This is a genomic window from Amycolatopsis sp. YIM 10, assembly GCF_009429145.1.
In the GTDB taxonomy this organism is placed as follows: Bacteria; Actinomycetota; Actinomycetes; order Mycobacteriales; family Pseudonocardiaceae; genus Amycolatopsis.
Map to the genome: position 1 here is coordinate 9,855,305 of NZ_CP045480.1, position 17,341 is coordinate 9,872,645.

At 70.6% G+C, this 17,341-nt stretch carries 22 protein-coding genes and 1 tRNA gene; 13 read left to right on the top strand and 10 right to left on the bottom strand.

The genetic code is table 11. The annotated features are described in order from the left end of the window. Nucleotides 1–254: 254 nt before the first annotated feature. Nucleotides 255–815 carry a dihydrofolate reductase family protein gene (locus YIM_RS45810; protein ID WP_153036285.1) on the top strand — a complete coding sequence of 187 codons (561 nt, stop codon included), beginning with the start codon at nucleotides 255–257 and terminating at the stop codon, nucleotides 813–815. Between the two features lie 159 nt (nucleotides 816–974). Then, nucleotides 975–1,319, top strand: a complete 345-nt coding sequence (locus YIM_RS45815; protein ID WP_153036286.1) for a hypothetical protein — start codon at nucleotides 975–977, stop codon at nucleotides 1,317–1,319. On the opposite strand, the gene YIM_RS45820 is transcribed toward YIM_RS45815, so the two are convergent. Beyond that, on the bottom strand, nucleotides 1,303–1,929 hold the full coding sequence (locus YIM_RS45820; protein WP_153036287.1) for a maleylpyruvate isomerase family mycothiol-dependent enzyme: 627 nt from the start codon (nucleotides 1,927–1,929) through the stop codon (nucleotides 1,303–1,305). The genes YIM_RS45815 and YIM_RS45820 overlap by 17 nt on opposite strands. A gap of 128 nt (nucleotides 1,930–2,057) precedes the next feature. Here YIM_RS45820 and YIM_RS45825 point away from each other — a divergent pair. The 3 genes from YIM_RS45825 (at nucleotide 2,058) to YIM_RS45835 (ending at nucleotide 3,835) form a co-directional block, all read left to right on the top strand. Continuing rightward, nucleotides 2,058–2,133, top strand: a tRNA-Lys gene (locus YIM_RS45825). Between the two features lie 141 nt (nucleotides 2,134–2,274). After that, nucleotides 2,275–2,586, top strand: coding sequence for a hypothetical protein (locus YIM_RS45830; RefSeq protein ID WP_153036288.1), 312 nt, complete (start codon nucleotides 2,275–2,277; stop codon nucleotides 2,584–2,586). Nucleotides 2,587–2,617: 31 nt separating this feature from the next. Next, a complete protein-coding gene (locus YIM_RS45835) occupies nucleotides 2,618–3,835 on the top strand; it encodes a peptidoglycan-binding protein (protein ID WP_153036289.1) in 1,218 nt (405 codons plus the stop codon). Between the two features lie 51 nt (nucleotides 3,836–3,886). On the opposite strand, the gene YIM_RS45840 is transcribed toward YIM_RS45835, so the two are convergent. Together YIM_RS45840 and YIM_RS45845 are read right to left on the bottom strand one after the other, a co-directional pair. Then, nucleotides 3,887–4,291, bottom strand: coding sequence for a hypothetical protein (locus YIM_RS45840; protein WP_153036290.1), 405 nt, complete (start codon nucleotides 4,289–4,291; stop codon nucleotides 3,887–3,889). A gap of 110 nt (nucleotides 4,292–4,401) precedes the next feature. Then, the gene (locus YIM_RS45845; RefSeq protein WP_153036291.1) at nucleotides 4,402–4,989 is read right to left on the bottom strand and encodes a TetR family transcriptional regulator; all 588 of its coding nucleotides are present in this window, start codon (nucleotides 4,987–4,989) and stop codon (nucleotides 4,402–4,404) included. Nucleotides 4,990–5,084: 95 nt separating this feature from the next. Here YIM_RS45845 and YIM_RS45850 point away from each other — a divergent pair, with 95 nt between their 5' ends. Further along, the gene (locus YIM_RS45850) at nucleotides 5,085–6,131 is read left to right on the top strand and encodes an NAD(P)-dependent alcohol dehydrogenase (protein WP_153036292.1); all 1,047 of its coding nucleotides are present in this window, start codon (nucleotides 5,085–5,087) and stop codon (nucleotides 6,129–6,131) included. A 23-nt stretch (nucleotides 6,132–6,154) separates the two neighbouring features. Continuing rightward, nucleotides 6,155–6,937, top strand: coding sequence for a hypothetical protein (locus YIM_RS49555; protein ID WP_228004424.1), 783 nt, complete (start codon nucleotides 6,155–6,157; stop codon nucleotides 6,935–6,937). On the opposite strand, the gene YIM_RS45860 is transcribed toward YIM_RS49555, so the two are convergent. After that, the gene (locus YIM_RS45860) at nucleotides 6,927–8,123 is read right to left on the bottom strand and encodes a lipase (protein ID WP_153036293.1); all 1,197 of its coding nucleotides are present in this window, start codon (nucleotides 8,121–8,123) and stop codon (nucleotides 6,927–6,929) included. The genes YIM_RS49555 and YIM_RS45860 overlap by 11 nt on opposite strands. Nucleotides 8,124–8,251: 128 nt before the next feature. Here YIM_RS45860 and YIM_RS45865 point away from each other — a divergent pair, with 128 nt between their 5' ends. From YIM_RS45865 to YIM_RS45875, 3 genes are all read left to right on the top strand, one after another. Continuing rightward, nucleotides 8,252–8,878, top strand: a complete 627-nt coding sequence (locus tag YIM_RS45865) for a TetR family transcriptional regulator (protein WP_228004425.1) — start codon at nucleotides 8,252–8,254, stop codon at nucleotides 8,876–8,878. Between the two features lie 76 nt (nucleotides 8,879–8,954). Next, entirely contained in the window at nucleotides 8,955–9,392 is a 438-nt protein-coding gene (locus YIM_RS45870; RefSeq protein ID WP_153036294.1) for an SRPBCC domain-containing protein, read from the top strand. Next, nucleotides 9,389–9,706, top strand: coding sequence for a helix-turn-helix transcriptional regulator (locus YIM_RS45875; RefSeq protein ID WP_153036295.1), 318 nt, complete (start codon nucleotides 9,389–9,391; stop codon nucleotides 9,704–9,706). The genes YIM_RS45870 and YIM_RS45875 overlap by 4 nt, the downstream gene beginning before the upstream one ends. Before the next feature lie 10 nt (nucleotides 9,707–9,716). Here the strand turns inward: YIM_RS45875 and YIM_RS45880 are convergent, their stop codons facing one another. From YIM_RS45880 to YIM_RS49560, 4 genes are all read right to left on the bottom strand, one after another. Beyond that, entirely contained in the window at nucleotides 9,717–10,334 is a 618-nt protein-coding gene (locus YIM_RS45880; protein WP_228004426.1) for an SRPBCC family protein, read from the bottom strand. Then, entirely contained in the window at nucleotides 10,327–10,671 is a 345-nt protein-coding gene (locus tag YIM_RS45885; protein WP_153036296.1) for a helix-turn-helix transcriptional regulator, read from the bottom strand. Before YIM_RS45885 ends, YIM_RS45880 begins: the two co-directional genes overlap by 8 nt. A 32-nt stretch (nucleotides 10,672–10,703) precedes the next feature. Beyond that, nucleotides 10,704–12,251: a carboxylesterase/lipase family protein gene (locus YIM_RS45890; RefSeq protein WP_228004427.1), complete on the bottom strand. Its 1,548-nt coding sequence runs from the start codon at nucleotides 12,249–12,251 to the stop codon at nucleotides 10,704–10,706. Between the two features lie 96 nt (nucleotides 12,252–12,347). Then, nucleotides 12,348–13,001, bottom strand: a complete 654-nt coding sequence (locus YIM_RS49560) for a hypothetical protein (protein WP_228004428.1) — start codon at nucleotides 12,999–13,001, stop codon at nucleotides 12,348–12,350. 266 nt (nucleotides 13,002–13,267) lie between these two features. Between YIM_RS49560 and YIM_RS45900 the strand changes: the two genes are divergently transcribed. Both YIM_RS45900 and YIM_RS45905 read left to right on the top strand, forming a co-directional pair. Beyond that, a complete protein-coding gene (locus YIM_RS45900) occupies nucleotides 13,268–14,059 on the top strand; it encodes a hypothetical protein (RefSeq protein WP_153036297.1) in 792 nt (263 codons plus the stop codon). Further along, the gene (locus YIM_RS45905; RefSeq protein ID WP_153036298.1) at nucleotides 14,056–15,711 is read left to right on the top strand and encodes a serine/threonine-protein kinase; all 1,656 of its coding nucleotides are present in this window, start codon (nucleotides 14,056–14,058) and stop codon (nucleotides 15,709–15,711) included. The genes YIM_RS45900 and YIM_RS45905 overlap by 4 nt, the downstream gene beginning before the upstream one ends. Here the strand turns inward: YIM_RS45905 and YIM_RS45910 are convergent. Then, a complete protein-coding gene (locus YIM_RS45910) occupies nucleotides 15,683–16,231 on the bottom strand; it encodes an ATP-binding protein (protein ID WP_228004429.1) in 549 nt (182 codons plus the stop codon). The genes YIM_RS45905 and YIM_RS45910 overlap by 29 nt on opposite strands. Nucleotides 16,232–16,319: 88 nt before the next feature. On the opposite strand from YIM_RS45910, the gene YIM_RS45915 reads away from it, so the two are divergent. After that, entirely contained in the window at nucleotides 16,320–16,901 is a 582-nt protein-coding gene (locus YIM_RS45915) for an alpha/beta fold hydrolase (protein WP_153036300.1), read from the top strand. On the opposite strand, the gene YIM_RS45920 is transcribed toward YIM_RS45915, so the two are convergent. Then, nucleotides 16,884–17,300: a MarR family winged helix-turn-helix transcriptional regulator gene (locus tag YIM_RS45920; RefSeq protein ID WP_153036301.1), complete on the bottom strand. Its 417-nt coding sequence runs from the start codon at nucleotides 17,298–17,300 to the stop codon at nucleotides 16,884–16,886. The genes YIM_RS45915 and YIM_RS45920 overlap by 18 nt on opposite strands. Between the last annotated feature and the right edge of the window lie 41 nt (nucleotides 17,301–17,341).

The window sequence follows — 17,341 nt, forward strand, 5'->3', positions numbered from 1 at the left end:
CGGGCGTCCCTCTAGCGGCGCACGGACATCGTTCTTCCGACGAAATGAGAACAACTTATGTTGACTAGTGGCAAAAGTTAAGGGCCAAATGGCCTAACGGCAAGCACACGTACGTTCTGCTATCAGCCGTAGCTCAGGGTCATCGGAAAGTCACCGGGAAGTCACGGAAAAAGTTCGTCGAGTCTGTCGATGTGGCGCGGGCCCGCTCGACGCATCACCGAACGCACCGAGACACCGAGCCACGGGAGCATCCGATGAGCAAGATCGTCAACGCCACCTACATGACCCTCGACGGCGACATCAGCAACATGATGGACTGGCACTTCGACTACTTCGGCGAGGAAGCCCAGAAGGCCGCCACCACCCAGCTCGCCGAGGCCGACGCGCTGATCATGGGCCGCGAGACCTACGACGGCTTCTCCGCGGCCTGGTCCTCGCGCGCCGGGGCCGACGAGTTCGCCGACCGGATGAACAACATCAAGAAGTACGTGGTCTCGTCCACGCTGACCGAGCCCGAGTGGTCGAACACCGAGGTGATCAGCGAGAACGTGGTCGAGAAGATCCGCGAGATCAAGGAGTCCGGCACGAACCTGCTGCAGTACGGCTTCGGCGACGTCAGCAGGCTGATGCTGGAGAACGGCCTGCTCGACGAGCTGCGGCTGTGGCTGCACCCGGTGCTCTCGGGCAAGGCGCAGGCCTCGGAGCTGCTCTACCGCGACACGCCGCAGGCGAAGTTCACCTTCAACGGCGTCGAGGCGCACGACACCGGACTGCTCATCCTCAGCTACGTCCCGGTGAACGCGACGAAGGGCTGACCGGCGGCCCGGCCCGCCGGAACGGCGTTATCTTTCCCGGCGGGCCTTGGAGATTCCGGTTCAGCCACTGTAGACATGCGGTATACGTCCATTGTGGACTTTCGTAGGGTCGCCCGTGTGGCACGATGACGGGCGAGCACCCCCTGGGGAAGTGGAACCATGACGCGAGCCCGCACGCGAACCGAAGACTGGCCGCACCTCGACACCTCGGCGGGAGCGGCGGAATCGACGACCTGGAACGTGACCGTCGTGGCCGGCACCCTGGACCGGCCGATCGACGCCGAGACGGCCCGCGCCGTGGCCGAGCGCGTGCACGGCGAGCACCTGCTGGACGTGCTGGTCGACGGCGCGCACTTCGGCGTGGCCGGGCGGAGCCTGCTGTCGGTCTACCCGGCCCTCGAACAGGCCGGTGAGGTCTTCGTCGACGCACTGGCCGAGGCCGGTTACACCCTCCGGCACTGGGACCGGGTCGAATGGCTCGCGGGGGTCAGACCCGGGCGGTGAGCACGGGCAGCCCGGGGCCGGTCAGCTCGGGCAGGGCGTGCCCGCGACCGGCCATCGCCATCAGCACCGCCTCGCCGGGCCCGCGGACTTCGGGGCCGCGGCCGTGGCGCCAGTCGACGTCGGTGGCCACCATGGTGAGGCCGCGGGAACGCAGGAACGCGCCGACCGGCGGGGCCCTGAGCGCGAGACGCAGCGCGGCGCGGAGCCGCTCGGGCGGGATCTCGCGGGGCAGGCCGAGCGGGCGGCGGATGTCCTGGTGGTGGATGGTGGTGTCGACCAGCGCGATCATGCCGCCGAAGCCCGCGCTGAGCCCGCGCGGACGCGGGTGCGCGCGGAGCAGGGCGAGGAGCTGATCCGGCGACCGCAGGTACTCCGCGACGCCGAGGGCGTTGACCCGGCCGGGCCGGAAGCGGCCCCTGGCGAACCGGCGGAGCGTGTCCGGCCAGCTCAGCTCGTCGTAGCTGACGGTGTGCGCGACCAGCTCACGCACGGTCCACTGTGCACACAGGCTGGGCACTTCCCACTGCTCGGGGGTGAGGGTGGCGAGGAAGTCCGCGAAGTCGGCGCGCTCGCGCACGGCCATGTCCATGGTGTCCCCCACGCCGCTCATCGCCCCACCCTGGCCCCACCCCGCGGCACCGTCAACCCGACCCGTTCGTCCTTTGTAGACACCCGAACGGCGGCGGCCGGACCCACCCTGCTCGGCACCCGGCCCCGGCCCGCTAGACTCACCGGTACGGGCCGTTAGCTCAATTGGTAGAGCTGCGGACTTTTAATCCGTAGGTTCTGGGTTCGAGCCCCAGGCGGCCCACCACCGTTGACGCCATAGCGTCATGCGAACTTCACGTTCGGTAATCACCCCGCGCCGCCTTTGTTGTCACGTTTGCCGAAACGCGCGCGCGGGCGGGGGCGAGTTCCTAGACTAAGCGGCAAAGCAGCCACTGGAGGGACACTGATGAGCCGCCGATTCGACCCGGAGCAGATCGCCGAGCTGGCCAAGAAGGTCGGCGCGCTCAAGGACCGCTTCGCCACGGCGGGCACCGACCTCGGCGACGGCGACCCCGGTGGAGCGTACGGCTCGCTGAAGAACGCGGCCAACGCCGGCAAGACGACGCAGAGCTTCTACAGCGGCGTGAACAGCGAGTTCACCGCCGCCCAGAACCTCGTCGAGTCCGCCTCCCAGGCCCTGTCCATCGCCGCCGAGCGCATGCGGAACGACGAGGACGCGGTCATCCACACCCTCGGCAGCGGCCGCGAGCAGGCTTGATCGGATCAGGACGGGAACCAGGGGATAACCGATGACCACCGCAGGACAGCAGTTGAGCCCGCTCGACGACCCGGCGCAGGACCGTCCGAAATCCATGGACGCCATCGACCAGCACGCCCAGCAGGCCGAAAAGCTCAACGCGAGAGCGGTCAACGACCAGGCGCAGAAGGTCGGCGGCGCCGCCACCAGCGCCAGCGATCTCGGCGACGACCTCAAGATCTTCCGCGACGACGTGCTGCGCCAGTGGGAGGGCAAGGACGCCGAGGCCGTCGCCGACCACCTCGAACAGCTCGGCAAGGCCAGCTACAAGGTCAGCGACAAGGCCGAAGCGGCCAAGAACATCCTCCAGCGCGTGTCCGAGATCCTGGACGACGTCAAGCAGAAGGTCGCCCAGCTCGCCCAGGAAGCCAACGACAAGGACGCGGACAACCGCAACCTGATCGACGCCGCGCGGAAGCGCAAGAACAGCGCGACCGACGAGAGCGAGATCGAGGCGGCCGCGTCCGACATCGAACGGCTCCGGCAGCTCAACGAAAAAGACTCCAACGGCAAGAAGGACGAGATCGAGCAGGCGCTCGACGCCGCCGAGAAGGAGATCGACGAGCTTCTCAAGCCGCTCGGCCTGGAAATCGAAGACGGTTTCGTGTCGCTGGTGCCCGCCGACACCGGCAGCACCACCACCGCGTCCAGCGCGGGCTCCACCCCCGTCGGCAACGGCGGCAACGCGCCGTCCTACAGCGGTGGCGGGAGCAGCAGCGGTGGCGGCGGGGATTACGGTGGCGGCGGCGGGTCACCCGCCGGGGTGCCGGGTGACGGCCGGCCCGCGAAGCCGATCGACGCGCGCGGCGACAACCCGGCCAAGATCGCCGAGCAGTTCCTCGGCCGCAACGCGGGCGACCTCAAGGGCAGCGGCGAACTCCCCGCGATGCAGTCGTGGGTGCCCAACAACGTCAACTGCGCGAACTTCGTTTCCGGTTGCCTTGAAGCGGCTGGCCTGATCGACAAGGGCCAGGCCAGCGCCTCGGTCGCCGGACTGACCGCCAATCTCGAGGCGGACGGCTGGAAGTCGGTGCCACTGTCCGAGGCGAAGCCCGGCGACGTGGTGATCTCGAACGGCGGCGGGCACGTCGTGCTGTACGCGGGCGACGGTCAGTTCATCGGCTCGAACAACATCAACCCGGACGGTTCGCAGCAGATCAGCATGGGCGGCGGCGGCGGACTGGTGAAGGTCCTCACCCCGCCGGGCTGAGTCGGCTGAACGCTGTCCGGCGAGTCGGCTCGCCGGACAGCGGAAGCGGGATCAGAACCCGAACACCGCGCGCGGGGCCTCGTACTCGTCCGGCCAGGTCAGCCAGGCCACGTCGGTCGGGCCGATGGCGTGCGCGACCAGCTGCCACGACCGCGCGTCGGTGACGGCGTTCGCTTCCTTGCGGAGCAGTGCCACGTAGACGTCGGACACCACACCGTCGGCCTGGCGCGCCGCGTAGGCGGTGCCGGCGAAGTTCGGCCTGCCACCGTCCGGGCCGTGCATGCTGCCCTGCAGGAAAACCCACGGTCCGACCCGGGTGAGGCGGTCCGCCACCACCTGGACGCGATCACCGAACACCTCGCCGAGCGGCGCGGTGGCGGCCCGGAGCACCGCTTCCCGGACCGGGTCGCCGGGCTCCAGCGACTGCGGAGCGGACTGTGCGGACGGGGTGTGCATCAGCTACCTCCCAATAGCAGGACAGCGATCCGGTCGACGACGGCGACCGCGCTGGCCCCGCTGATGCTACAGCTTCGGATGGGCGAGGTCCTGGCTTCGGGAAACCCCGCTCAGCCTGGTCGCGTCGCGAGCCGGACGCTTTCCCGGAGCAGCGCGCGACGCCGGTCGTGGACCTCCCCGGGTTCGTCCGCGGTGGCCGCGTAGACGTTGCTGACCGGCGACCACGCCATCGACATCGCGATGACCATCGCCATCAGGTCGAACGGATCGCCGTCCCGGACCAGGCCCGCGGCCTGGGCGTCGGCGATGGCGTCGAGCTTGACCCGATCGAGGCGGTCCACGTCCGCGACGAGATGGCCCGCCGGGCGCCGCTCCAGGCGGGCCCAGGTGGCCAGGCGGATCAGGTCGGGACGCCGCAGGTACTCGTCGTAGAGCCGGACCGCCCAGTCCGCCAGGTCGGTGGCGTCGATCGGGACCACGTTCGTGATCCGCTCCAGCGAGCCGAAGAAGATCGCGTCGAACAGGCCGTCCTTGCTGCCGAAGTAGCCGTAGAGCTGCGCCTTGTTGGTGCGTGCCGCGGCCACGATGCGCTCGACGCGGGCACCGGCGATGCCGTGCTCGGCGAACTCCCGGGTGGCCGCGTCGAGGATGCGCTGCCGGGTGGCTGCCCCGCGCGCGGTCAGGGAGGGCTCATCCATGCTGGTCAACCTACCAAACAGAACAGTTGGTTTGCTTAGTGGTGACCGGCTCGCTACGGTTAAATAGACCGAACAGTCTGTTTAAAGGAGTCGCCATGCGCCCCACCCTCGGCTGGCAGGCTGACGGCCAGGTCCTGCGCCGCGTCCGGCTCGAACGGCGCGACCTGCGTCCCGGCGACCTCGCCATCCGCGTGGACTACTGCGGGGTCTGCCACACCGACCTGCACAGCCTCGGCGCGCACACCGGGACCGCGCCGCTGGTGCCGGGGCACGAGTTCACCGGCGTGGTCACCGCGGTCGGCTCCGAAGTCACCCGGTTCGCCGCCGGTGACCCGGTCGCGGTCGGCAACATCGTCGACTCGTGCGGCGAATGCGCGATGTGCCGGGCGGGGCAGGAGAACTTCTGCCACGAGTTCCCCACGCTGACCTACGGCGGTACCGATCGCCACGATGGTTCGACCACCTTGGGCGGCTTCTCCCGCGAGTACGTCGTCCGCGAGCGGTTCGCCCATCCGCTGCCCGCCGGCCTCGATCCCGCGGCGACGGCACCGCTGCTCTGCGCCGGGATCACCGTGTGGGAACCGTTGCGCCACCTCGGAGTGGGGCCGGGCAGCCGGGTCGCCGTGGCCGGACTGGGCGGCCTCGGGCACCTCGCGGTCAAGTTCGCCGTGGCGCTGGGCGCCGAAACCACGGTCATCAGCCGCTCGGCGGACAAGGCCGAGGACGCCGCCGGACTCGGTGCCCGCGATCTCCTCGTTTCCACGGACGCGGCGGAAATGGCCACGGCGGGGAACCGGTTCGACGTGGTGATCGACACGATTTCGGCCCCGCACGACCTCGCGCCCTACCTGAAGCTCGTCGCCATGGACGGCACGCTCAGCCAGGTCGGCTACCTCGGCCCGGTCACCGTGGAAACGCTGGATCTGCTGGTGGGGCGCAAGAAGCTCAGCTCCGCGGGCAGCGGCGGCCTGCCCGCGACCGCCGAAATGCTGGCCTTCTGCGCCGAACACGGCATCACCGCCGACATCGAACTCCTGCCGTCGGCCGAGGTGAACGAGGCACTCGACCGCTTGCGGCGCAACGACGTCCGCTACCGGTTCGTGCTCGATCTGGCCGACCTGTCCGAGCAGGCAACCGCGTAGTCGGCTGTTTCCGTCCTGGTGGCATGAAAACCGCTCGGGTGCTGCTGTCGCTGGTGCTTTTTGTCCTGCCGGGGTGCGGTGCCGACGGCGATGCGCTGCGGGCCGACGTCGCGCTGGTGCCCGGGGTGCCCGAGGCCGGCGGCGCGATCAGCGACCGGCCGATCGACACCGGGGTGTTCCAGGGCTGGTACGGCCAGGGCTCGGCGCTCGGGCACCAGGTCACCGCCCGGCCCGGCAGCAACTACGTGGTGGTCTCCGGCGCCGGTTGCACGCTGCCGGAGCGGTCCGAACTGGTCCGGACCGGCGACGATCTCCACGCCCGCTTCACCGAAGAGGACGAGGTCGACTGCGCCCAGGCCGACGGCTGGATCGCGCAGTTCACCGTCAGCGCCGACGCCGTGCGCGGGGTGCGCACCATCGGCGGCAAGCCGCCACTGGCGCCCGACGGGCCGGGCACGCTGGAGGAGTTCATCCCGCTCGGCAGCCGTCCGGTCGACCTCCGGCACGCGGAACTCGGCACCGACCAGGCGCAGGAGCTGTACCGGGCACTGGAACGCGCGGGCAGCACGAACCTGGTGCGCGCGGGCGCCACGCTGGAAAGCTCCCCACCGCAGCGTCGCCGGGGGTTCGCGTTCGTGCTGACCGGCTGTGCCGAACTGGCCGCGGTGCTGGTCGTCGACCGCACCGCGCTGACCGCGAAGGCGACCGGTGGCGAGGGCACGAACTGCGTCACCGCGAACCACTTCCTCGCCACCTTCACCATCGACCGGGACCGGATTCCACCGGACCCCGTGCTCAGCCCCTGAACTCGAAGTCGGGATGCCGCGGCGACGGCCCGTCGAACAGCGACTGCGGCCGGCCCTTCAGGTGCTCGTCGAAGAACGCGGTCAGGTAGGCGCGCTGCGAAGCCATGCTGCGTGCCGGGTCGACCGTGCCGAGGAACGGAGTGGCGTCCACGCCGAGCCGCTGCACGAGCACCTGCTGATCGGTGTAACTGAAGTGCTCCCCGGCGGGCAGGTGCAGTTGACGCACCCAGGCGCGATGGTGGCGCAGGAACTCCTGCCACGACAGGTCCGACGCCGCGCTGTGGTCACCCGCGCTCATCAGCAGGAAGGGCCGGTCCAGACCTTCGTTCGCCACGCGGCCGAAGTCCCTGTTCCCCTGGTGGTAGGCCATGCTGCCGTCGAGATTGACGCCCGCGTCGACGCGCCGGTCGGCCACCATGGTCTCCCCGGCGGTGAACCCGCCCGCCGAATGGCCGAACGCGCCGACCCGATCGAGGTCCAGCGCCCGGCCGAGCCCCGGCGGCAACCGCCGCTGCCCGGCGTCCGGATTTCCGCCGCGTGCCAGCACTTCCAGCTGGTCCAGCACGAAGCTGCTGTCCTGCGCCCGGGTCGCCATCATCTGCTTCGAGACCTCGATGGTACGCGGCGGCATGGCGTGTTCGGCCACCCGGCCGCCGGGGAACTCCACCGCCACCGCCTCGTGCGTGTGGTCGATGGCGACCACCACGTAACCCTTGCCTGCCAGGTGTTCGGCCTGCGCGGTGCCGAGCGCGCGCGACTGCTTGGCGCCCGGCGAATAGAGCAGCACGGGCTGGTGCCCGAAGGCGGCGGCGCCGGTGCGGGAGTGGGTGGCGAACTCGTAGTCGAACCGCGCGGGGTCGACGCCGATCAGGCCACCGTCCTCTTCGGCCGCCGCGGTGGCGACGCCGGGCGGCATGTACGGAGCGAACGGCTTTCCACTGGGCAGGGCCGGGTAGCGGACGGTGACCATCAGCTCCCGGACCGCGCCCGGCACCCACGGGTCCTGGCGCGCGTGGTCGACGAGATGCAGTTCGGTGACGCCGACCGGGTACCGGCCACCCGGTTCCGGCAACGCGGACTCGGTTCCGGCCTCGGTCGCGGCGGCGGTGGTGGCGGCCGGTGCGGCGAGTGCGGCGAGTGCGGTGCAGGCGGCCAGCACGCCCGCCGCCATGGTTCGTTTTCTCATGGGCCGAAGCTATGAGCCGTGCCGCCGCGGCACATCGGGATGATCACCGACCCCGGCCCGGAGATCGGAAGTCACGCCGCAATCACGGTCGGTACGATTAATCGGGATTGCCCACTAGGCTCGCGCGGGTGGAGAACGAGCTGGAGCTGGGGATGCGCGAGCGCAAGAAGCTGCGCACCCGCAAGGCGCTCATCGGGGGCGCCCTCCGGCTCTTCCACGACAAGGGGTTCGACGAGACCACCGTCGCCGAGATCGCCGCGACGGCCGACATCTCCACGCGCACGTTCTTCAGCTACTTCGACAGCAAGGACGACATCGTCTTCTACGACGAGCGCGCGCGGCTCGCACGGTCGCTGGACCTGCTGAACCAGCGGCACCCCGGCGAAGGCATCGGCCAGCTGCTGCGGCGTGTGCTGGAGGAGAGCGTCTTCGGCGTCGCCGACGAAACCGACTACGACCGGGCGCAGCTGATCGCGTCGGTCCCCGCGCTGCAGGCGCGGGAACTGCACCTGCTGTTCGACACGCAGCGGCGGATCGCGCAGGCACTGCACCGCGCCTGCCCGGCCGAACTGGACCTGGTCGACGCCGCCGCCACGGTCGGGGCACTGGTCGGCGCGATCAAGCTGGCCATCGCGGCGAGCCGGGGCCGCGGCGACGACCGACAGGCAACCCAGGAGGCCGTGCGCCGCGCCGCCGACCTCACCCTGGCCGGCCTCGACTCGCTCAACGGCGCCCGTACGTCCACTGTGGATTAAGCAACCCGGGGGTTGCGCCTGCGATGACTCTCGTGCAACTCTGGAGTTGCACATAGTCGACGCCGGAGGTGCGGACGTGGTCCCGCGACAGATCGAGCGCGAAGTGTTCGTCGAAGCACCCGCCGAACGCGTGTGGGCGCTGCTCACCGAACCCGAGCACCTGCGGGCCTGGTACGCCTTCGACGGCGCCGAAGTCGACCTGCGACCGGGTGGCGCGCTGGTGTTCCGCTGGGCCGAACACGGCGAGTTCCACGCGGTGGTGGAGACGGTCGAGCCCGGCAACCGGTTCTCCTTCCGGCTCGCGGTGGCCCCTGGGCAGCCGCCGTCGGCAGGTGGGTCCACATTGGTCGAGTTCACGCTGACCGCCGAACCCGGCGGAACCCGGGTGCGCGTGGTGGAAAGCGGCTTCCGCGACCTGGCCCTGAGCGACGCCGAGCGCGCCGAACACGCCGAAAACCAGGCCGCCGGCTGGGAAGGCGGCTTCGACACCCTGGCTTCCCCCGCCTTCGCATGACCGCCTTTCCCGACGCCGAGGTGCACGCCGCGCTCGCCGACCCCACACGCCGCGCGATCCTGGACGCACTGGCCGCCCGCGGCGAGGCGACCGCCACGCAGCTGCGGGACGAGTTGCCGGTGACCAGGCAGGCGGTGGCGAAGCACCTCGCCGTGCTGGAGAACGCGGGCCTGGTCACCGGGCGGCGGCGGGCACGGGAGGTGCGGTACGCCGTGCGGCCGGAACGACTGGCCGCCGCGGCGCGCCGCCTCGCCCGGCTCGCGGAGACGTGGGACAGCCGGCTCGCCCGCCTCAAACGCCTCGCCGAGACTTAGTGGTCACCACTCAGGACGACGGGTTGTAGTGCTCCATGGCCGCGGCGGCGGCGGTTTTGAGTTCATCCGCCTCGACGCGGCCTTCGCCTTCGAGCACAGCGACCCACGCGTTCACGGACGCGCCCGCGTACTCGCGCGACTCCGGGGTGTCGTGCTCGGCGGCGGGGTCGTCGAAGGACTCGCCACCGAGGTGCCGGGCGAGGCCGAGCACCGCCTGGTCCCAGCCGGGGCCCACGGAAAGCGAGCCCGAATCGGGGAAGAGCCCGGCGGGCACGGTGTGCTCCAGCACGAGCACCGTGGTCTCGTTCTCCCCGGCGGACAGCTCCACCTTCACGATGCTGTTCTCGTCACCGAAGGTCACCTCGAACATCGACGGCGGCTCGCACCGGAGGATCTCACCGCCCGCGTTGCCCTCCAACTGGTAGCTGCCACCGGCTTTCAGCTCACCGGTGATCGGCAGGAACCAGCGCGCGATGCGTTCTTCGCTGGTCAGCGCGTCCCAGACGTCCTCGACCTCGGCGTTGTAGGTGCGGGTCAGGCGCAGCGCCCGCACCTCGGCCCCCTCGGCAGCCGGCCGGTTGGCGACTTCGCGGCGCACCGCGTTGATCTCGTTGACGATGTCAATCACTGGACTGGCCCTTTCGCCGCTCTCGTTTGCCTCGTGCCAGTTCGGTGCCCAGCGCGTCGAGGTGCTGGTTCCAGAACCGGCGGAAGTGCGCCAGCCACTCGTCGACCTCGCGCATCGGTGTCGCGTCGACGGCGTAGAGGCGGCGCGTGCCCTCGGCACGGACGGTCGCGAACCCGTTCTCCCGCAACACCTTCAGGTGCTGCGACACCCCCGGCTGGGAGATCCCGAACTCCGCGCTGATCACCGCGGTCACCGCACCCGAAGTCTGCTCGCCGGTGGCGAGCAGCTCCAGGATGCGGCGCCGCACCGGGTCGCCGAGAACGTCGAACGCGTGCACCGCCCGACTATCTCAGCTGCCGCTTATATAAGTCAAGGCTTCCAGAAGCCGCAGTGGTGCTCGGCGGCCAGGTCGACCGGGCGGATGTCCCCCTGCCCGCTCGGTGCCAGCGACAGCGCCCGCTCCGGCGTCCACTGTGGACGACCAGGGCCGTTCGGGTCACCGCTTCGGGCGAACGCCGTCCAGTAGTCGATCATCTGGTCGGACAGGCGCCGCTGGTCCGGCTGGAGCGGGAACTCGATGCCGCCGAGCGCGAACAGGTACGGCAGCTCCATCGCGTGCGCGGCCCCCAGCGGGATCGGGCCCGGCGTCATCTCGGCCAGCGGTGAGTGCCGGTCGGCGAACTCGTAGGCGTACACCGGCACCTCGCGCGCCAGCTTCCGGCCCGCCGAAAGCTGCGTGCACGACCAGATCCGGTCGGTGGTCACCGCGGCCCAGGCGTGCGCCGGGGATTCGTAGGCCGACAGCGGGTACTCCGCCGCGATCCGTGCCGCCTGCTCCGGCCCGGCCATGTCGACCAGCAGCTCCTGGTACTTCGCCGCGTCGATCTTCCCGCCGTCGAACGCGGTCAGGTAGCTCCGCGCCTCGTCGTGGTTGTTGCCGGAGATGACCGGCACGCGGTGGAACCGTCCGTCGCGCAACGCCTCGCCCGGGTCCGTCGGCAGCACCGGCGTGCCCGTCGCCGAGCTGGTGAACCGGGTGAACTGGCTCATCAGGTCGGCCGCGGGCCGCGCCCGCAGGCAGTCGACCGACGCGCAGCCGAGTTCGGCGGCCATCGCGTCGCCGTCGGCCTGGATCCGGTCCCGCGGAACCCAGTACGAGCCCGCCTTCTGGCCCGGGTACTGGCTCGCGTCCGCCCAGTCGAAATCGCACGAACCGCTCTGCATGATCGCGCGGTGGAACAGCCCGGCCGACAACGGCGAGGTCAGCTGCGCGCAGGTGCTCATCCCGCCCGCCGACTCCCCGGCCATCGTCACGTTGCCGGGATCACCGCCGAAAGCGGCGATGTTGCGCTGCACCCAGCGCAACGCAGCCTGTTGGTCCTGCAGGCCGAAGGTGCCGGAGCCGGGCAGGCCGTGCTGACCGTAGAAACCGAAGATGCCGAGGCGATAGTTGATCGTCACCACCACCGCGTCCCCGCGCTCGGCCATGCGCGCGGCGCCGTAGTTGCTCCCGGCGCCCATGAAAAATCCGCCGCCGGGCGTCCAGACCACCACCGGCTTCCGCTTCGCGCCCCCGGTCGGCGTGGTCACGTCGAGGTACAGGCAGTCCTCGTTCGTGCTCCCGTTCGGCGCCTCGGGATTCGCCTCCTGCGGGCAGACGCTGCCCGGCGCGGTGGCATCGCGGACGCCGGTCCACGGCTGGACCCGCTGCGGCGCGCGCCACCGCAGCTCACCGACCGGCGGAGCCGCGTACGGCACCCCCTGGAACGTGCGCACCTGCTCGGTCACCGTGCCGCGCAACGCCCCCGCGTCCGTGCGGACCACCGCCGGATCCCCCGCCGCGACCGCCGACGTGCCCAAACCGGCCACTGTGGACAGTGCCAGCAGTCCGGCGAACACGGCCGTTCTTTTCCCCATCGGGCCCCTCCCTCGTTGCTGAGGAACCCAGCTTCGCCGCCACGGGCACACGGCGAATCACCCGAGCAGTCAACCGGACCTCACCCGATCGGCTGATCAGCGCACCCGCACCAGGGTGATCCCGGCCAGCACGAAGAACACCAGCACCACCAACGCGGCGCTGCCACCGCCGGTCGAACTCGTCAGCGTCTGCTCTACCGCGCCGGCCAGCCGGATGCCGCAGTCGGCCAGCACCCAGTGCTTCCCCGGCTCGATCCGGGTGAACTCGATGAGGGTGCCGAAAGCGCCCGCGCCGTCGGCGACCGCGCGCCCCACCCGCTCGCCCTCCGAGGTCAGTTCCACGTTCGCGCCCGGATCGCAGCCGATGCCGGAAGCGACCAGCGGATCACCCGGATTGATGCTGGCCCGGTCGAGCTGGAGCACACCGTCGGCGGGTGGCGGTGGCTCCTCAGTCACCGATTCCGGCGTCTCGATCTCCACCGGCGTGGTGGTGGTCGTGGTTGTCGTCGGGGTGGTCGTGGTTGTTGTCGTCACCGGCGGTTTTGTCGTCACCACAGGAGGTTTGGTGGTCACCACCGGCGGCTTCGTCGTGGTCACCGGCGGTTTGGTCGTGGTCGGCCCCAGCACGGTGAACACGGCGGAGGCGCTCAACTCCTGTGACGCGCACACGCCCTGAACGGTGTGCGGACCGGGCGCGGCCCCGGCGGGCACGGCCGCGCCGACCGAACCGCTCGACGCCGGAGCGACCACCGAAGCCAGCGCGGCACCGTCCCAGGAAAACGTTATTGTGCGACATTTTCCAAATCCTGACCAGCCGATGGTGAATTGACTACCTGCCATTCCGCTGGACGGTTTCAAACTCACCGAAGGGGCCTGCGCATACGCCGTCCCGGTCAGCCAAAACCCCGCAACGAGGCCAAAAAGCGCTGATGAGGCAAGGAGCTTCCGCATACCGCGTTCCTTTTGTGTTGTAGCATTTTCGGCACTGTCGGCAAACCTGAGGCTGGGACCACCGGATGAGACGCATCATCACCGCCGCGGTTGTCTCCGCCGCGGTTTTTTCACTCATCGGAACAATTCCCGCGGCCGCGCAGGACGAGCCGCTGGCCGTGGCGGTGACCGTCGACGGCCAGGACATCGCGGGCCGCACAGTCACCATCGACCCGGCGAAACCGGTGGAACTGGGGCTCACCGCGATCAACCGGGGCACCGCGCCGGTGCGCGTGCGCAGCGTCCGGGTCTCCGGCGTGGCGCTGGCGCTGACCTTCTTCTCCTACGACACCACCATCCCGTTCGAAGTCCCCGCCGGTGCCCGCGTCACCAGGACGCTCGTGCTCGACCTCGCCGAGCTGGACGGCCAGGCGATGGGCCTGCTGCCCGGCTCGGTCGAACTGCTCGACGCCGACCGCGAACTAGCCGCGAGCGCCGCGCTGGTCACCGACATCCGCGGCTCGTTCTGGTCGGTGTACGGCATCTTCGGCCTCGCCGTGCTGTCGCTGACCGCGCTCGCCTGGGCCACCGCGCTGCTCGCGCTGGCCAGGCACCGGCTCCCGCGCAGTCGCGCCCGCCGGGCCCTGCGCTTCCTGCCCGCCGGGTTCGGCACCGGGCTGACCGCGGTCGTGACGCTCTCCGTGCTGCGGGTGATGCCGCCGGAACCCGCGCTGGAGGTGCCGGTGGTGCTCGGCGCGGCCGCGATCGCGTTGCTGCTCGGATACCTGACCCCGCACACCCAGCCAGACAACGACACCGACACCATCCCCCTCACCACCAGGCCGATCGACTCGGCGACCGAGGGCTACGCCGGATGACCGCCCCGGCCGCACTGAGCGCGGCGCTGCCGCAGTACCGGATCGGCGCGGAAATCGGCTCCGGGGGCATGGGCGTGGTCTACGCCGGGATCCACCGCTCGCTGGGGCGCCAGGTGGCGATCAAGCAGCTGCCCGCCGAGATCGCCGGCAAGCCGGGGCTGAACGACCGGTTCGACCACGAGGCACGCGTGCTGGCGAGCCTGGACCACCCGCACATCGTGCCGGTCTACGACTACGTGCGTGCCGGTCGCGGCAGCCTGCTGGTGATGGAGAAGCTCGACGGCGGCACGGTCTACCACCGCTTCGCGGCCGGGCGGGTCACCGGCGAGCAGGCGTGCGCGATCCTGCTGGCCACGCTCGCCGGGCTGCACGCCGCGCACACCGCCGGGGTACTGCACCTCGACGTCAAGCCGAAGAACCTGCTGTTCAGCGCGGGCGGTGTGCTGAAGGTGGCGGACTTCGGCATCGCGCAGGTGATCAGCGAGGGCGCCACCCTGGTGACGCACGGCGGTGAGGTGCAGGGCACCCCGGCCTACATCGCGCCCGAGCAGGCGATGGGCAACGCGCTGAGCCCGGCGGCGGACGTCTACTCGGCCGGAACCGTGCTCTACGAACTGCTCAGCGGCGAAATCCCGTTCGACAACACGCGAGGCGCGCTGAGCATGATGCGCCAGCACATGTTCACCGATCCCAAGCCGATCAAGGGTGTGCCGGAGCCGCTGGCGTCGGTGGTCATGCGCAGCATCGCGCGGGAGCTGCCCGGGCGATATCGCGAGGCGGAAACGTTTGCGGCGGACCTCGCCTCGGCGGCGACGGCGGTCTACGGACCGAGTTGGCTGGAGCGGTCCGGGGTGCCGGTGCTGCACCTGACACCGCGGGTCCTCGCGGCGCTGGCCACCCCGCACCTGGTGCCGAAATCGCCGACGCTGACCACACCCCGGCCGATCACGCGCGGCCCGCGGTGGCCGGTTTTCGGTGCGGCGGCGGCGTTGCTGGCGCTCGCCGCGCTCGCGTTCCTCTCCCCGAGCCGGTTGCCGCACGTGCCCCACGACGCGACCGTGGTCGCCGGTGTGCCGTTGCCGGGACCGGCCACGGTGAACCTGAGCCGCCCGATCACCATCGAGGCCGGCGACGCCGGTGACGGGCCGGTGGACGTCACGCTCGGCATGTCGGTGGCGAACGTGCCGCTCGGCTCGGCCACCGCGCCCGCGCAGACCACGGACGGCGGGCGCCTGGTCACCGAGGTCGAGCAACCGGGCCTGTCGAGATGGATCGTCGGCGGCGCGGTGACCGGTGAGCTGCGGTTGTCCCGGCCTGGCGAGCCGGTCGAGGTGCGGCGCTTCACCCTGCGCACCGAGCAGCACCCGCTGGCCAGCGCGCTGGGCGCGGGCAGCCTGCTCATCGCGTTGTTCGCCGCCGCCTACCTCGAATCCGGGCTGCGCACGCTGCGGCAGGGACGCCGGTGGCGTGCGGCGAAGCTCGCCGCACCGGTGCTGGGCGCGGTGTTCGGCGTGACGGCGTGGCTGTTCGCCTCGGTGCTGCTGGAGCACGAACCGTCGCCGTTGTTCGCGCTGGGCGCGGCGGCGGCCGGAGCGGTCGCGGCCGCGTGCGTGGTGCTCGGGATCAGGCCTCGGTCCGGGTCAGCCCGGTGAGGATGCGGCCGAGGAAGTCGGAATCCGCGCCGATCGGCTCGCCGGTCATCAGCGGTTCCGGCACCGACGAGCGGTGGACGTTGCGACGGGGCAGCGCCACCGCGCCGGCGGTGATGCCGATCGGCAGCGGCAGCTCGCACCAGATGCGCTTGCCACCACCGCGCAGCGGTTCGACGCCGGCGTGATCGCCGTCCAGTTCGGGCGCGGTCTCCGGCGGTTGCCCGTCCTCGACCTCGATGACCAGGCAGTCGCCGCGTACCTGGAGCCGCACCAGCACAAAGCCGGGCCTCTCCGGGGCGGCGCCCTCGACGGAAGCGGTGACGAGCTGGGCGACCAGTTCCTCGGCACGATCGATCAACGGATCGAGTGACCATTCCCCGAGGGTGAACCGGACGAACATCGCCGAACAGCTGACCGCACTCGGCAGTGCGACCAATCGGATGTCGTCGATTTGGGCGGCTTGTGTGCTCACCGTGCTCCCTTCGTCCCCGACCACGGTGACGGCATAATGCCAGCTCACCCACTCGGTGTCACCCGTCGGGGTTATTTCCTGGTGGTATCTGCGGCCGCTTTCGCGCCTCCTCTAAGCGATACGAGGGGGACGTCTGATGGGACTGGAAGAACTCACAACCACGGTCCGTGGTCGCCAGGTTCGCTACACCACGGGCGGCATCGGAACGCCGGTGGTGTTTCTGCACGACCAGGGCGCCGCGTTCCGGCCGGCGCTCGAAGCGATGACTACGCGGCGTATTCGGGTGTTCGCTCCCGAGCGACCGGGCAGCGACCCGGAATGGGTGACCGAATTTTTACATTCGGCGGGGCTCCGTGAACCGGTCACGCTCGTCGGGCACGGGCTCTGCGGCGCGGTCGCCGTCCGGACCGCGCACGCCACCCTGCACACGGTGCGGCGGCTGGTGCTGCTCGATTCGACCGGCGCCTCGGCGCTGCGCCCGGCGCTCGAGGCCCTGCGGCGGCGCGAGCTGCCGGTCTCGCTGCTGTGGAGTGCGGACCGGACCTGGTCGTGGTCGGCGATGAACGCGCTGAACCTGGCGCTGGGGCAGCCGGGGCACCTGCTGATCTCGGCCGGGCAGAACTGGTCGGCCAGCCTCGGCCAGGTGATCGGCGACCTGGTCCGCCCTAGGTTGAACCTGGACTTCCGGCCGGTCGCGCTGTCACTCTGCCGCGGCTAGCGCCCGGCGCAGCAGGAGCAGCAGCGTCTCCTGGTCGGCCTCGCTCAGCCGCGCCAGCGGGGACGCCTCGGTCACCGCGTAGAGCATCGCGGCGCGCACGCGCACACCTTCCGGGGTGAGCTGGAGCGCCTTCGAACGGCGGTCGCGGTGGCCGGGGACGCGCTCGGCGAGCCCGCGTTCGGTCAGCCGGTCGGCCAGGAAGGTGACGCTGGAGCGGTCGCAGCGCAGCCGCTCGGCGAGGGTTTTCATGGCGGGCGGCGGCTGTTCCGGGTCGATCGCGTAGAGCGCCTGTGCGAGCGGGGCGGTCAGGGACAACTCGGTGAGCGTGCGCTCCATCCGCGAGCTGGTGTGGTCGGCGACCGCGAGCAGGACCGCGGTCAGCTCGTCGAAGGTGCTCACGCGCGCAGACTAGTTGAAGACGCCCTTAGTTTACAAAACGA

Bases quoted from the DNA above. Each gene is read 5' to 3' on its own strand.
- YIM_RS45810 (WP_153036285.1), top strand. From the start codon at position 255: ATGAGCAAGATCGTCAACGCCACCTACATGACCCTCGACGGCGACATC.
- YIM_RS45815 (WP_153036286.1), top strand. From the start codon at position 975: ATGACGCGAGCCCGCACGCGAACCGAAGACTGGCCGCACCTCGACACC.
- YIM_RS45820 (WP_153036287.1), bottom strand. From the start codon at position 1,929: ATGAGCGGCGTGGGGGACACCATGGACATGGCCGTGCGCGAGCGCGCC.
- YIM_RS45830 (WP_153036288.1), top strand. From the start codon at position 2,275: ATGAGCCGCCGATTCGACCCGGAGCAGATCGCCGAGCTGGCCAAGAAG.
- YIM_RS45835 (WP_153036289.1), top strand. From the start codon at position 2,618: ATGACCACCGCAGGACAGCAGTTGAGCCCGCTCGACGACCCGGCGCAG.
- YIM_RS45840 (WP_153036290.1), bottom strand. From the start codon at position 4,291: ATGCACACCCCGTCCGCACAGTCCGCTCCGCAGTCGCTGGAGCCCGGC.
- YIM_RS45845 (WP_153036291.1), bottom strand. From the start codon at position 4,989: ATGGATGAGCCCTCCCTGACCGCGCGCGGGGCAGCCACCCGGCAGCGC.
- YIM_RS45850 (WP_153036292.1), top strand. From the start codon at position 5,085: ATGCGCCCCACCCTCGGCTGGCAGGCTGACGGCCAGGTCCTGCGCCGC.
- YIM_RS49555 (WP_228004424.1), top strand. From the start codon at position 6,155: ATGAAAACCGCTCGGGTGCTGCTGTCGCTGGTGCTTTTTGTCCTGCCG.
- YIM_RS45860 (WP_153036293.1), bottom strand. From the start codon at position 8,123: ATGAGAAAACGAACCATGGCGGCGGGCGTGCTGGCCGCCTGCACCGCA.
- YIM_RS45875 (WP_153036295.1), top strand. From the start codon at position 9,389: ATGACCGCCTTTCCCGACGCCGAGGTGCACGCCGCGCTCGCCGACCCC.
- YIM_RS45890 (WP_228004427.1), bottom strand. From the start codon at position 12,251: ATGGGGAAAAGAACGGCCGTGTTCGCCGGACTGCTGGCACTGTCCACA.
- YIM_RS45900 (WP_153036297.1), top strand. From the start codon at position 13,268: ATGAGACGCATCATCACCGCCGCGGTTGTCTCCGCCGCGGTTTTTTCA.
- YIM_RS45905 (WP_153036298.1), top strand. From the start codon at position 14,056: ATGACCGCCCCGGCCGCACTGAGCGCGGCGCTGCCGCAGTACCGGATC.
- YIM_RS45915 (WP_153036300.1), top strand. From the start codon at position 16,320: ATGGGACTGGAAGAACTCACAACCACGGTCCGTGGTCGCCAGGTTCGC.